Source organism: Parafrankia sp. FMc2 (assembly GCF_041008525.1).
In the GTDB taxonomy this organism is placed as follows: Bacteria; Actinomycetota; Actinomycetes; order Frankiales; family Frankiaceae; genus Parafrankia.
The window spans coordinates 53,511-67,067 of record NZ_JBFLUG010000014.1 but is presented as its reverse complement, the minus strand read 5'-3'; the positions used below and the strand labels follow the sequence as shown (position 1 = coordinate 67,067).

Annotated in this window: 10 protein-coding genes; 5 read left to right on the top strand and 5 right to left on the bottom strand. The window is 72.2% G+C overall.

All coding sequences use genetic code 11. The annotated features are described in order from the left end of the window. Positions 1–32: 32 nt before the first annotated feature. The 5 genes from AB1460_RS07860 to AB1460_RS07840 all read right to left on the bottom strand — a co-directional run bounded on the left by AB1460_RS07860 (position 33) and on the right by AB1460_RS07840 (position 6,185). On the bottom strand, positions 33–590 hold the full coding sequence (locus tag AB1460_RS07860) for a hypothetical protein (RefSeq protein WP_368959942.1): 558 nt from the start codon (positions 588–590) through the stop codon (positions 33–35). Positions 591–692: 102 nt separating this feature from the next. Then, positions 693–2,312 carry a choice-of-anchor I family protein gene (locus AB1460_RS07855; RefSeq protein ID WP_368959941.1) on the bottom strand — a complete coding sequence of 540 codons (1,620 nt, stop codon included), beginning with the start codon at positions 2,310–2,312 and terminating at the stop codon, positions 693–695. 148 nt (positions 2,313–2,460) lie between these two features. After that, positions 2,461–3,366 carry a glycosyltransferase gene (locus AB1460_RS07850; protein ID WP_368959940.1) on the bottom strand — a complete coding sequence of 302 codons (906 nt, stop codon included), beginning with the start codon at positions 3,364–3,366 and terminating at the stop codon, positions 2,461–2,463. Further along, positions 3,366–4,520, bottom strand: a complete 1,155-nt coding sequence (locus AB1460_RS07845; protein WP_368959939.1) for a DegT/DnrJ/EryC1/StrS family aminotransferase — start codon at positions 4,518–4,520, stop codon at positions 3,366–3,368. The genes AB1460_RS07850 and AB1460_RS07845 overlap by 1 nt, the downstream gene beginning before the upstream one ends. 513 nt (positions 4,521–5,033) lie before the next feature. After that, a complete protein-coding gene (locus AB1460_RS07840) occupies positions 5,034–6,185 on the bottom strand; it encodes a glycoside hydrolase family 6 protein (protein ID WP_368959938.1) in 1,152 nt (383 codons plus the stop codon). A 586-nt stretch (positions 6,186–6,771) separates the two neighbouring features. Between AB1460_RS07840 and AB1460_RS07835 the strand changes: the two genes are divergently transcribed. The 5 genes from AB1460_RS07835 (at position 6,772) to AB1460_RS07815 (ending at position 13,485) form a co-directional block, all read left to right on the top strand. Next, complete coding sequence (locus AB1460_RS07835; RefSeq protein ID WP_368959937.1) at positions 6,772–7,113, top strand: hypothetical protein; 342 nt, start codon at positions 6,772–6,774, stop codon at positions 7,111–7,113. A 1-nt stretch (position 7,114) separates the two neighbouring features. After that, a complete protein-coding gene (locus AB1460_RS07830) occupies positions 7,115–9,400 on the top strand; it encodes a glycosyltransferase family 2 protein (protein WP_368959936.1) in 2,286 nt (761 codons plus the stop codon). Continuing rightward, positions 9,400–10,992, top strand: coding sequence for a galactose oxidase-like domain-containing protein (locus AB1460_RS07825; RefSeq protein ID WP_368959935.1), 1,593 nt, complete (start codon positions 9,400–9,402; stop codon positions 10,990–10,992). The genes AB1460_RS07830 and AB1460_RS07825 overlap by 1 nt, the downstream gene beginning before the upstream one ends. Before the next feature lie 41 nt (positions 10,993–11,033). Further along, positions 11,034–12,173: a glycoside hydrolase family 6 protein gene (locus AB1460_RS07820; protein ID WP_368959934.1), complete on the top strand. Its 1,140-nt coding sequence runs from the start codon at positions 11,034–11,036 to the stop codon at positions 12,171–12,173. Between the two features lie 97 nt (positions 12,174–12,270). Then, positions 12,271–13,485, top strand: coding sequence for a glycoside hydrolase family 6 protein (locus AB1460_RS07815; protein ID WP_368959933.1), 1,215 nt, complete (start codon positions 12,271–12,273; stop codon positions 13,483–13,485). Positions 13,486–13,557: the final 72 nt, after the last annotated feature.

Genomic DNA, 13,557 nt, shown 5'->3' with positions numbered 1-13,557 from the left:
CGCTCCTCGCGCGTCCAGTCTCTGCCGGGCGCTCATCCGTTCGCCCGGCCGCCGGTGCGGCCACCGGTCCGGCCGCGGGTGCGGGCCGGGACGGCGAAGGCCTCCTCCACCGCCCGCAGGCGCAGCGCCTCGATCTCGTCCGCCTGCGCCTTCGCGCGGTCACACAGATGGTCGAGGAAACCCGCCTCCAGGCGGTCGTCCTCGACCGCGGCACTGCGCAACGTCCGCCACAGCCGGGACTTGCCGTTCACACCGAGCCACAGGCTCTCCAGCTCGACCACCGAGCTCATCGGTGACCGTCGCCAGAGCCTCCGGTTCGGTTTGAGCCTGCCCACCTTCTCGGCGAGCCTGCCGAGCAGGAACGCGTGGCGCCGGCGCGGAACACCGAGATCGCTCATGATCTGGATCAGGACGGCCCGGTCCTGCGCGATGTCCGCGGCCATGTCGGCCAGGGCCGGGCCGGCGGGCATGTCCCGGTGCTCCCTGGCGATGCGGCGGGCGAGGTCGACGCCCGCGGCCGCACCCGTCAGATGGTTGGTCAGGTACGCGCCAAGCAGGCGCGGGTCCGACTCGTTGGTGACTTCGGCCATGCAGACGAGCTGCCCGCGCAGCGCCCGCTCAAGCTCGCGCCGAGGCAGGCCTGAGCGGGCAGCCGGGCTACGAGGCTACGAGGCTGCGGAGCTGCGGGGCTGTCAGCGGCGGCCGGCGAGACCGTAGAGGCTGACGGTGCCCGTGATCTCGTTGGAGACGATCACCAGTGGCCGGCGGGTCGGGCTGTTCCGGGCGTCGACGAAGTCGATGACCTCCGGTCCGCTGTCCGGGCCCACCGTGTCGGTCAGGGTGAAGTCCCGGTTGTTGAGGTACTGCACGATCTCCGGGTCCCTCGGGTTGCTCAGGTCGACGACGGCGAACCCGCCGACCCGCTCCATGCCGACGAAGCCGAACGTGCGGCCGTTGATCTCGCCGACCGCCACCGCCTCGGGCTCGGGGCCCTTGTCGTCGCTGCGGTTGTCGAACGTGTTCTCGTCGTTGTTGGAGTTGAAGTTCGCCGGCAGTGCCGCGGCGATCGTCTGCTCCAGCTGGTCACCGCTGTCGGCGACCAGAGTGCCCGTCGAGCCGTCCCACACCGTGAACGAGCGGGTGCCGAAGGCGTAGGCCTTCGACTGCCCGGACGGCTGGCCGGGGGTCGCGGTCGTCACGTTGAGCCGGCCGGCGGCGGTGTCGGCCCGGTCCGGGCCGAACGAGGCGTCAGTGGTCGTCGAGCGCAGCCGCGCGGCCTCGACCAGCCCGTCGTACTCACGCGCGTCGCCCTCGTTGGCGGACAGGACGTAGCTGCGGCCCCGCACGCTGAAGGCCGCCAGCGCGTCCGGCTGGTACATGCCGAGGATGTTCGGCCAGGTGCGAATGGTGATCCCGCCGTCCCGGTCGCTCGCGTCGATGCCGTTCCCCGGAACGGAGAGATCCTTGAAGCCGAGCGCGTGGAGGCGGCTGACCGTGAGCCGCTTCAGGTCGAGCACGGCGATCGCGTTGTTCTCCTGCAGCGACACCCAGGCCGTGTGGCCGTCGGCGGAGACGGTGACGTACTCCGGCTCCAGGTCGAGCGACGGCAGCGGCGAACCGAACACCCGCACGCCGGCCGGCAGCTCCTTCGCCCGGCGGGCCCCGGGGTCGAAGTCCTGGAAGCCGATCGTGGTCACCTTCGGCTGGCGCGACGCCAGGTCGATGACGCTCACGGAACCGGCCGGGTCGACGTCACCGGGTTCGTAGCCCGCGGGCTCGCCCTCGTTCGCGACCAGGATCCGGCGTCCGTCGGGAGCGAAGGTGACCATGTCCGGGCCGGCGCCGACGGTGACGGCGCGCAGGTCCCTGCCGTCCGGTGTGAACAGGACGACCTTGCCGGGCTCCGTGTCCGACTCGACCGCCGCCGCGATCTGGTTGCGACCCGCTGCCACGCTGGTCACGGTCTCGCCGTAGGCCGAGAGGTCGATCCGGCGCAGCAGCCGGGGCGCGGCCGGGTCACGTGCGTCGACGATGTCGACCGAGGCGTCGGTGGCGTTCGTGACATAGAGGCGTCCGTCGGCGAAGTGCGCGACCTCGCCCGAGGTCGCTCCCTCGGCGGGGTCCGCGAGCCCGGTGCGGTAGCTCCCGATCAGCTCGAAGGTCGGGTCGGCCGCCCGGCGGTAGTCGGTGTGACGGCTCGGGCCGCCACGGCCGTCCTGGCTGCCGGACCCGGCGCTCGCGGCCGGGATCGCCACGGCGGTGAGGGTGACGCCCGCCACTGCGGCCGCAGCTGTGCGCAGTCGTACTCGCACGTGTTTGCACCTCCGGTTCTGTCTGGAGGACGAACGCTGGAGCAGGGAAGTTACGGGACCGCGCCCAGCTTCGCGGCCTCAGCCTGAACACCGGCACAACATCTGGGCACCTGGATGCAGGCGGGCGCGCTCAGACCGGTACGTCCCCTCAGAGGTAGAGCCGCCGGTAGCTGATGCTGCCCTCGATCCGGCCCAGGAGCATGCCCGCCATCGTGGCGACCCGGGCCCGGCCTGGCGCCGTCCGGATGCCGGGCAGGGCCAGGGCCAGCCGGGCCAGGAAGGCCACGAGCTGCGGGAGGGAGCGCCCGGGCATCCCGTCCGCCCGGAACTTGCGGTAGAGCGCGACCTCGCCGAAGCCGTAGCCGCGCTCCTGCCTGAAGACGTCACGCGCGGTGACACGGTAGCGGTAGTGCAGCACGGCGTCAGGCACGAACACGGTCGGACAGCCCTTCGCCGCCATCCGCCAGGAGACGTCCAGGTCGTGCTGGGTGGGCAGTTCCGGATCCATCCCGCCGACAGCGTCGATCGCGTCGCGGCGGCCGCCCATCGCGGCGCCGATCGCGGCCGGCCGGAACCCGCAGTAGGTGTCGATGCCGGCGCCCTGCAGCACGCGGCGCCGGGCGCGGACCGCGGGCGGATTGAGCCGGTCGACGTCCACCCGGGCGCCGACGAAGCCGTGCTTCGTCATGGCACGCGCCATGTGGATCATGTAGTCGGGCCCGACGATGTCGTCGCTGTCCAGAAAGACGATCACCTCGCCGGAGCTGTGCGCGATGCCGTGGTTGACACCATGGGCCTGGTGGCCCGGCTCCGGCGGCCGCACCACCTGCAGGTGGGGCAGGCGCCCGGTGAACCCGCGGGCGACGTCCGCGGTGTTGTCGGTCGAGCCGTTGTCGACGACGACCATCTCCCACCAGCCCGGATAGGCCTGCGCCGCGATCGACTCGAGGGTCTGGGCCAGCGTGGCGGCACTGTTGCGACAACTGATGATGACGCTCAGACGTGGCAGCGCCGCGGCATCGTCGGTCACGGTGTCGGCAGCGGTCACGGTCATCAAGCCTCCCAGAACGCGTGCACGGCCCGGATCACCCGGTCCACCACGCCGTCATCCATGTAGGGGTGCAGCGGGAGCGTGAGCACCTGCTGCGTGACGGCCTCGGTCACCGGCAGCGGGCCGCGGCGCGAGCCGGTGTAGAAGCTGAACTCGTGCGCGCCGAGGAAGTGGATGCCCGTGGCGATGCCCTGGTCGGCGAGGTGCCGGATGAGAGCGGGGCGCTGCGATCCGTCCCGCAGCCGCAGCACGTAGATGTACGGCGCGACGTCCTTCCAGTCGGTGTCGAAGAACGTCAGGTGCTCGCCGAGGTCGCGCAGCCCGTCGTCGTAGCGGCGGCAGTAGTCCTGCCGGTTGCGGATGAACTCGTCGACGAGGTCCAGCTGGGCGATGCCGATCGCGGCCGGGACGGAACCCAGGTGGCAGCGGTATCCCTGGCGCACGACGTCGAACTCCCAGTTGCGCTGGCTGCGGTACCGCGCGTCGGTGTCCGCGTTGATGCCGAGGTGGCGCAGCTCGTGCAGGGTCTGGACGTCCGCCGGGTCAGAGGTGATGATCGCACCGCCCTCCAGGGTGGTGATCATTTTGACGGGGCCGAAGCTGAAGCAGGTGATGTCGCCGAAGGAGCCGACCGGCCGGCCGTCGCTGCGGGACCCGAAGGCGTGCGCCGCGTCCTCGATGACGCGCAGGTCGTGGCGGCGGGCAAGCTCGACGAGCTCGTCGAGCCGGCAGGGCAGGCCCAGGTAGTCCACCGCGAGGATGGCACGGGTGCGTTCCGTGACAAGCTCGGCGGCCCGGGCCGGATCGATGCCGAGCCCCGCCTCGTCGACGTCACAGAGCACGACGTCGGCGCCGGTGCGGCTGATGGCCTGGTGACCGGCGACGTAGGTGAAGGCCGGGCAGATCACCTCGTCACCGGGGCCGAGCCCGATCAGCCGCCCGGCGAGGTGCAGTGCCTCGGTGCAGGAGTTCGTCGACACCGCCCGACGCCCCGACAGCCCGAGAAAACGCTCGATGCCCTCCTCGAACTGTTGGGTGAGCGGGCCCATGCCCAGCCATCCGGCCGCGAGCGCCCGGCGGGCGGCCTGCTGGACCTCCGCCCCGAGGTAGGGGCGGTACACCGGCACGCGCTCGTGCGGTGCTATCGAACTCAGCACAACGGCCACCCTGCCCTGTCGTGTCCACGAAAGCCTTATGGCGCGGGAAGCTACCACCGGCCGCGGCGAATGAATGCGAAAGGGCCGCCAGAGTTGAACCCTTACGAAAGGGATACATTGCGATGCGCACACGACCGGCGGCTCTGCAGATCCGGCGACATCGCCCACCGCGCGCCCGCGGACACAACCTCCACCCCACCATCGAAGTACGGCGACCACATCCGAGTGAGGGCTACAACCCGGCCGTTTCGTAAGGGCGGGAAACCCACCCTTACGCAAGAGCCGCCAACCTACCCTTCCGTGAGAGATGGGCTATCCACCCTTTGACTGGCGTGGAAAACCTTCCCTTCAGTAAGGGTCGACGCCAACCCTCACGTACGGGCCGCGTTTCCGCGTCTCCCGACCGAAACGCCAGCGGTCACCCCGCGCAGCTGTATGCCGGCAGCATCCTTCGCGACGAACAAGCGGGATCGGCGGGATCGGCGGGATCGGCGGGATCGGCGAACTGAAACGTCACCAGCCTGCCCGGCGGGCCAGGCCGACCGCATAGTCGACCCAGAAGGTTCCAGCCGGCGGCCCGCCGTTACACGTGCCGTCGGACTCTCCGGGCATCTTGATCCACAACAGTGCGTCCGCGGCCGCCCGGCCCGTGCTGGTGGTGGGCAGGGGCCCGAGCGCGCGCCCGGCCGGGTTGCACACGTCGCCCCCGGCAGGCGCGCCGAGACCGTTGCGGCTGGTGTCGACGACGAAGCCGGTGTTGGTCCCGAGCTGGCGGACCACCGCCTCGCCGTAGTCGAGCATCGTCTCGGTGGGGGCGAAGCGGGAGGTGTTCAGCGCGAAGCCGCGGACATCGGCCACACCGGCGAGGCGCAGCCGCCGGGCCGCCTCCACCATGGACAGCGTGGCCCCGCTGCCGATGTCGAGGTACACGGCCGCCCCGGCCCGGGTCAGTACCCCGGCCGCCTCCCTGATCAGCTGGTAGGACGTCTCCACGTCCGGCTGGCGCAGGCAGTTCAGGTTGGCGAGCACACCGGGCTCGAGGACGACAGCCGCGGGCCCGGGCGCCAGACCGGCGGCGACCTGCGCTATCCACGCCCGGTAGGCGTCCGGCGAGCCCTCGCCGGTGGCCGGGTACGTCGTGCAGTCGTGGGCCGGGAGCCGGTAGACGGCCAGGACCGGAGTCGCGCCGGCGAACCGGCCACCGGCGACGATGCCGCGGACGTTGGCGCTCACCTCGGCGGTGGCGTTCCAGGTCCCCAGCCAGATCGCGGTCGGCGTCCGGGAGATCCGGTCCAGCAGCGCGGCGTCGACCGGCCGTTCGGCACGGATGCCATCCGCCGAGACCTGGGCCTGCACGCCCGGCACCGCGTGGAGGGCACGGCCGGCCAGCGGGCTTCCCCCGGTGGTGACGGCACTTCCGGGCACCGGCGCCGCGGCCGGCGGGGCGGCCGTCGGGACAGCCGACACCGTCGCCGTCGACGGAGCGGGGACGCTCGGGCTGGCGGACCCACCGGAGCATCCCGGCAGCAGTGCGAGCAGTGAGCCGGTACACACCACCGCCAGGCGCCGCCGCCGACGCCCGCGCCGCGTCACTGTCAGCGTCGGCCTGGGCGTCGGCCTGGGCGTCGCCGCCGCGCCCGCGACGGCATGGGGCAGCTGCTTCATCAGACACATTCTCCCGTCGGGCCGCACCGAATCCACAACGCCCGGAGGACGCCAGAAAGCAACACCAGAACCCTCACGTGAATGCCGAGATGACCTGTTCCAAGCAGGCCACAGGTACGGCCGGGACGGCGACGACCGCGCTCGACACTAGACCATGGCCTGAACAGAGAGATTCTTCCCGTCTGCCGGCCCACCGTCGTTCTTTCAGATAGCAAAACCATCGTGGGGCCTGCCTCGAGCCGGCCGCCGCCCCTGTGGCATCGTGTCACGGCAACACCCGACCTGCGGAAAGGATGGCGTGTTCGCCGACCGAGCGGAGAGCTCACCAGACCTTCGGCCAGATACCCGGGCACCGAATCGGGCGCGGTGGCGTACCGCGCCGGAGCCAGGGCAGCGCGTCGTCACAGCGGCGGTATGGGCATGCGGTTTCGGCGGCGTCGCCGCGGTCTTCGGATCATTCGATCACTGGGTTCAGGCGACTCTTTCCGACCGGGGTGCGCACCTACTGGTCGTCACCCGCTCCGGGTGGGATCTCCCACCCAGCGGACAGGTGGTTTTCGCCCTCGCGCTGACGAGCTTGATCAGTATGCTGACGGCAGATCCCGGCGGCAGCCGTCGCTGGGTGAGCCTCGCCCCGACGGCCGCCGGGGCAGTGATCATCGGTGTGACCGCCGCTCGGGCCCACGCCGCCGACCCCATCGGCCGGACGCTGGAACGGCTGCGCATCGGCACGTTCCAGACGGACAGTCCCACGGTCACCACCGGCACCGCGACAGGGCTGTGGATCTGCCTCGGCGCGGGCGTCCTCCTGCTGGTCGCCGGGATCGTCTGGCTGGCGTTCGACCGGCCGGCCGACGGACGGACCGGACGGACCTTGCGGACCGGGCAGACCGGGCAGACCGGGCAGACCGGCGCCGAGGCCCAGTGACGTGGCGTACGACTACGCGACCTTCTCGACGCTCGCCGGCCCGCTGCAGGAGCCGGCGCCGGGCAGGACCCATCACGTCGCCTACCGGCGGGTCATGGCCGGCCCCGCGCTGCGCCAGGTGCTCCCGCTGCTCGTGGTCACGCTGGTGCTGTCGTCGTTCTTCTTCGTCTGGCTGATCCAGCCACAGCACTTCCCCAGGACCCGCTACCTCCCGACCGCGGTGGCCGTCGGGAACCACATCATGTTCTGGCTGATCGTCGTGACCGAGGGCATCCGCCTGCTGAACTCGGTCATCCTGTGCTGGTCGGCGACGCTCATGCGGGACCCGATCCCGGTCACGCCTCCCCCCGGGCTGCGGGTCGCGTTCACCACCACGATCGTCCCGTCGAAGGAGCCACTGGACGTCGTCCGGGACACGCTGATCGCGGCCCGGAACATCCGCTACGGCAGCCCGATCGATGTCTGGCTGCTCGACGAGGGCAACGACCCGGCGGTACGCGCGATGTGCCGGGAGATCGGGGTCCGGCACTTCACCCGCAACGGCGTCGACCACTGGAACACCCGCAAGGGGCGGTTCCGCGCGAAGACCAAGCACGGCAACCACAACTCCTGGATCGATCTCCACGGCGACCGCTACGACGTCGTCCTGTCCGTCGACCCCGACCACATCCCGCTGCCGAACTACGCCGAGCGCATGCTCGGGTACTTCCGGGACCCGAACGTCGCCTTCGTGGTCGGCCCGCAGGTCTACGGGAACTTCCGGCACTACCTGACCCGCGGCGCCGAGGCGCAGAACTACATGTTCCACTCGGTGATCCAGCGTGCCGCGAACCGGTTCGCCTGCGGCATGTTCGTCGGCACCAACCACGCCTACCGGGTGAGCACCTGGCGCCAGATCGGCGGCTTCCAGGACTCGATCACCGAGGACCTCGCCACCTCGTTCGCCGTCCACGGCGCCCGCAACCCGGCGACCGGCCACCGCTGGACGTCCGTCTACACCCCGGACGTCGTCGCGGTCGGCGAAGGACCGACCTCCTGGACGGACTTCTTCAGCCAGCAGCTGCGCTGGGCCCGCGGCGCGAACGAGGTGATGGTCACCGAGGCGCCACGGCGACTGAAGGCGCTCGACTGGGGACCGCGCCTGCACTACTCGACGCTGATGCTGCACTACCCGACCGTCGCGATGACCTGGATCCTCGGCACGATCCTGACCATCTGCTACATGGCGCTCGGCTCCACCGGTGTCACCGTGAACGTCAACTACTGGCTGGCGCTGTACATCGACGTCTTCGTCGCCCGGCTGCTGCTCTACTTCTGGCTGCGCCGCTTCAACGTCAGCCCGCACGAGGAGCCCGGCAGCGCCGGGATGAACGGGATCTTCGTCTCGGTGCTGTGCATGCCCTTCTACTCGACCGCCCTGGTCGGCGCGGTGCTCCGCCGCAAGCTCGGCTTCGTGGTCACTCCGAAGGGCGACGCGGCGAGCCCTGACCGGCTGATCACCTTCCGCAAGCACCTGTTCTGGGCGGCGATCTCGGTGGCGGCGATCGCCGTGGCGGCGAGCCTCGGCCGCGTCTACCCGGCGAACATGATCTGGGCGTCGCTCTCCCTGGTCACCTGCCTCATCCCGATCGGGCTGTGGATGATCGAACCAGTCCTCGCGCCGCGCCGCGCGGCCGCGCCGAACCCGCTGCCGGCAACGCACATCCCGCCGCAGCGCGTCGGGCTGGACGCCACCGCCCCGACCGCCACCGCTCCGACCGCGGGCAGCACGGCCGGCCGCCCGCCCCCCGCACCCGCGGCGGCACGGCCGGGAGGCGGCGTGCCCCCGTACGCCGACCACGCCGGAGACGACGAGACCCTGTCCGGCCTGGTGGCGCTGGGCACCACGGCCGGCCGAGCGGACAGGCCCGGCCGCTACGACCCGGATGACGAGGCCACGGACCGGCTGGAGCTCGCCGGGGTCGGCACGGCGTCCAGGGCGGATGCCGACGACGCGGACAGCGACACCGTGCTGATCGCGCCACCACTGCTGGCAGCCGTTCGCCGCCACGGGCCGGACCGCCCCGGCGGCCGGAAGAGCGCGGGCGGCCGGACCGATGCCAACGCCGGCGCCGCCGGAGACGGCCCGGAACCGTCCACGACGGTGACCCTGCGCCGCCCCGTCCCCGACAGGTCCACCAAGGCCGCCCAGGCCGCCGCCCCGGTCTACACCGAGGACGTCACCCTGCGTCTGCACCCGCGGCGCCGCCGCGTCTCACCCGACGGTCTCCTGGAGGAACTCGGCTGATGGTGACAGAAAGGATCACTGGTACCCGCCGTCGCCGCATCATCCAGATCTGCTGCCTCGCGGCCGTGCTCATCGCCGGCAACGGGCCGTTCGTGGGGAGCTGGGCGTCGGCGCGTTACCAGCAGTGGCGCTGGCATCAGCAGTCCTACATGAGCGAGTTCGGCCGGTGGGACATCATCGCGGACTCGGGCTCCCGGTCGGTGCACGCGGCGCTGCTGCGCACCGGCAAGGTGCTGCTGATCGCCGGCTCCGGCAACGATCAGGCCGCGTTCGACGCCAAGCGCTTCGAGACCCTGCTGTGGGACCCGGTCGCGAACACCTTCGAGAAGGTCCCCACCCCGTGGGACGTCTTCTGCGCGGGCCAGGCGTTCCTGCCGAACGGCAACCTGCTGATCGCCGGCGGCACCAGGGCCTACGAGGTGCTCGCGCAGGACTCGCCGGACGGCGAGAAGAAGGAGTACCAGGGTCTCCGGGACTCCTACGTCTTCAACCCGGAGACCGAGCGCTACGAGAAGACCGGTGACCTGAACCACGCTCGCTGGTACCCGACGCTGGTCACCCTCGCCAACGGCGCGGTCGTGGCGGTCTCCGGGCTGGACGAGAACGGCGCGATCGACCCGGGGAACACCGAGTCGTTCGACCAGGCGACCCAGAGCTGGATCAACCATCCGAACCTGTACAAGGAGTTCCCGACCTACCCGTCGCTGCTGCTCGCCGCGGACGGGCGGCTGTTCTTCTCCGGAGCCAACGGGGGCTATGGGCCGACGTCCCTGGAGGCACGTCAGCCCGGGCTGTGGAACCTGGCCGACAACAGCTTCCAGCCGGTGGACGGGCTGCCCTCCCCGGAGATCAACGAGACCGCCGGGACCGTGCTCCTGCCTCCCGCCCAGGACCAGCGGGTCATGTTCCTCGGCGGCGGCGGTGTGGGAGACACGCAGGTCGCGACCGACCGCACCGCCATCGCCGACCTCGACGCCCCGAACCCGGCCTGGGAACGGGGGCCGGACCTGGAGGTCGCCAAACGCTACCCGGGAGTGGTGATCCTGCCGGACGACACGGTGCTCGTCTCCGGTGGCTCGACGGCCTACCGCGGCAAGGACTCGCGGACGGCGCAGCTCTACCACCCGGACACCAACACCTTCACCCCGGCGGCCGATCCCCTGGTCGGCCGCGACTACCACACCAGCTACCTGCTGCTGGCGGACGGACGCGTCGCGGTGTTCGGGTCCAACCCGCTCAGCGACGACAACTTCTTCGAGACCAGGATCGAGATCTACACGCCGCCCTACCTGTACCGGGGCGAGCGGCCTGTCATCCGGTCGGCGCCGTCCACCGTCACCCGCGGTTCGACGATCAGCCTGTCGGTCTCCCAGGACGTCGCCAAGGTCCGGCTGATCCGGCCCGGTGCCTACACCCATGTCACCGACACCGAGCAGCGATCGGTGGCGCTGCCCGTGACCGGCCAGGCGAACGGCACCGTTACCGTCGGCGTTCCGGACAACCCGAACCTGCTGCCACCGGACTGGTACATGCTCTTCGTCGACAACGGCGCCGGCATCCCCTCGGTGGCGACCTGGGTGCAGGTCGGATGAGGCCGCGGGACACATCACCGGACGAACGTCGGAGGGCGGCGGTGCAGGCGCCAGGGCCGGTGCGCCGAGCAGTGCGGGTCCGGTGCCTGACGGCGCTGCTCCTGCTTTCCGTCGTCCTCGCCGCCGCCTGTGGGTCGGACGGACCGGGTGAGCCGGGTGAGCCCCACGGTTCGGGTTCCCCGACGCGGCCGACCGCGACGATCCTCAACGCCGCCGGCGCTCCCTCAGCCGCGTGCACCGGCGGCGCCGGTGCGGCCGGTCCGGCCGGTCCGGCCGCGCCACCGGCGGCGGTGGCCGGCGGTTCCACCGCCCCGGCCCCGCGGGAGCCGTTCCTCACCGACCCGGCGAGCCAGGCCGCGGGCGAGGCCGCGGCGAACCCGGCACACGCCGGCCTGATCCAGCCGCTCGTGCGGACTCCCACGGCCTTCCCGGTCGGGGACTGGCTGACCGACGTCACCGCGGCGGTGCGCCAGCGCGGCGAAGCCGCGAGGGCCGCGGGTGCCACCGCGGTCTTCATGGTCTACGCGATCCCGCACCGTGACGCCGGGGCGGGCTTCTCCGCGGGCGGTGCCGCCGACGCCGCCGCCTACCGGGCGTTCACCCGCCAGGTGGCCGCCGGCATCGGCGCGGGCCACGCCGTCGTCATCCTGGAGCCGGACTCGCTCGGCCAGCTGGACAACCTCGACCCGGCCCTGCAGGAGGAGCGATACCAGCTCCTGAACGACGCGGTGGACGTCTACGCCGGTCTGGGGGGCACCAGCGTCTACCTGGACGGGGCGAACTGCGGGTGGACCGCGCCCGCCACCATCGCCGAGCGGCTCCTGCGGGCCGGGGTCGCCCGCGCCCGCGGATTCGCGGTCAACGTGTCCAACTACTACCGCACCGAGGACGAGGTGGCCCGCGGAACCGTCATCTCCGGTCTGACCGGCAACTCCCACTTCGTCGTCGACACCTCCCGCAACGGCCGGGGGCCGGCGGACGGCCTGGAGAACGCCTGGTGCAACCCGCCGGGCCGGGGCCTGGGCCAGGCCCCGACGACCGCCACCGGAAACCCGCTGGCGGACGCCTACCTGTGGATCAAGACGCCGGGCGCCAGTGACGGCGAGTGCGGCCGGGGCAACCCGCCCGCCGGCACCTGGTGGCCGGCGCAGGCGGAAGAACTCGTCCGCAACGCGGCCTGACATGTCTGTCTACCCGACGAGTTCCCCTGCCCCGCCGGGCCAGCGGCGCCCACGCCGGCACGGCGCCGGCCGGCGACGTCCACGGCCGCGGTGGTGGGTGGCGCTCGCCGCGGTGGTGGCGGTCATCGCCGGCTTCTCCCTGTGGACCGGTGCCGGGCCCCTGCCCCGTCACGGCGGAGCGGATGCCCACCTCACGGCTGACGGGCCGGCCGAGCGCCGGGGCACTCCCCACGCGGACTCCTCGCCTGACCAGCCCGAGCGCAGCCCCGGGCGCGCCGCCCTACCGTCCGACAGCCCGGCGGCGACCGTGGCACCGGCCGCCGCCGCCTCCGCCGCGGCGACCGCGGAGGCAACCGATGCCGCTTCCTCCCCCGGCACGCCCCGGGAGACGGCCCCCGGCACCATCCCCGCCGGCGGGCGGCCGGGCGCCGGGGGCAACCCCGTCGCCGGCGCACGGTTCCACGTCGATCCGACCAGCGACGCGGCCACCGCCGCCCGCAACCTGCGCGCCACCGCGCCCGCGGACGCGGCCCTGATGGCCCGGATGGCCGGCGGATCGGCCGCACGCTGGTTCGGTGACGCGGAGCCGGCGGTCCTGACGGCCCGGGTGAGGGCGCACGTATCACTGATCCGCGCGGCCGGTGCCCTGCCTGTTCTCGTCGCCTACGGAATCCCGGACCGCGACTGCGGCAGCTACTCCGCCGGCGGCGCGTCCGGACCGGAGGGGTACCGGGCATGGATCGCCGCCTTCGCGGCCGGCGTCCGGGGCGGCCCGGCCATCGTCATCCTGGAACCCGACGGCATCTCCCTGGTCGACTGCCTGACCTCCCCCGAGCGGCAGGCCCGTTTCGACCTGCTCCGCCACGCGGCCGGCACGCTCACCGACGCCGGTGCGACCGTCTACCTCGACGCCGGCAACGCCGGCTGGCACAGCGCCACCGACATGGCCGCCCGGCTGCGCGCGGCCGGTGTCGACCAGGCCCGGGGGTTCGCGCTGAACGTGTCGAACTTCGACGACACGGCGAGCGAGGTCGCCTACGGCCGGCAGATCTCGGCGGCCCTCGGCGGCGGCGTTCACTTCGTCGTCGACACCTCCCGCAACGGCCGGGACCGGGCACCGGACGGCGCCTGGTGCAACCCGCCCGGGAGGGGCCTCGGGGTGCTCCCGACCACCCAGACCGGAGATGCGAGTGTCGATGCGTTCCTGTGGATCAAAGTGCCGGGGGAATCCGACGGGACCTGCAACGGCGGGCCGCCTGCCGGGCAGTGGTGGCCCGAGTACGCGCTCGAGCTCGCCCGCCGGGCGGCCTGACCCGCACCGGCGTGCGGCGGCAGTCCTGGTCCTGCTCCTGGTCCTGCTCCTGGTCCTGGCGCTCGGCGCCCT

Coding starts and splice junctions, on each gene's coding strand:
- AB1460_RS07840 (WP_368959938.1), bottom strand. CDS start 6,185: ATGAAGCAGCTGCCCCATGCCGTCGCGGGCGCGGCGGCGACGCCCAGG.
- AB1460_RS07825 (WP_368959935.1), top strand. CDS start 9,400: ATGGTGACAGAAAGGATCACTGGTACCCGCCGTCGCCGCATCATCCAG.
- AB1460_RS07850 (WP_368959940.1), bottom strand. CDS start 3,366: ATGACCGTGACCGCTGCCGACACCGTGACCGACGATGCCGCGGCGCTG.
- AB1460_RS07835 (WP_368959937.1), top strand. CDS start 6,772: ATGCTGACGGCAGATCCCGGCGGCAGCCGTCGCTGGGTGAGCCTCGCC.
- AB1460_RS07860 (WP_368959942.1), bottom strand. CDS start 590: ATGGCCGAAGTCACCAACGAGTCGGACCCGCGCCTGCTTGGCGCGTAC.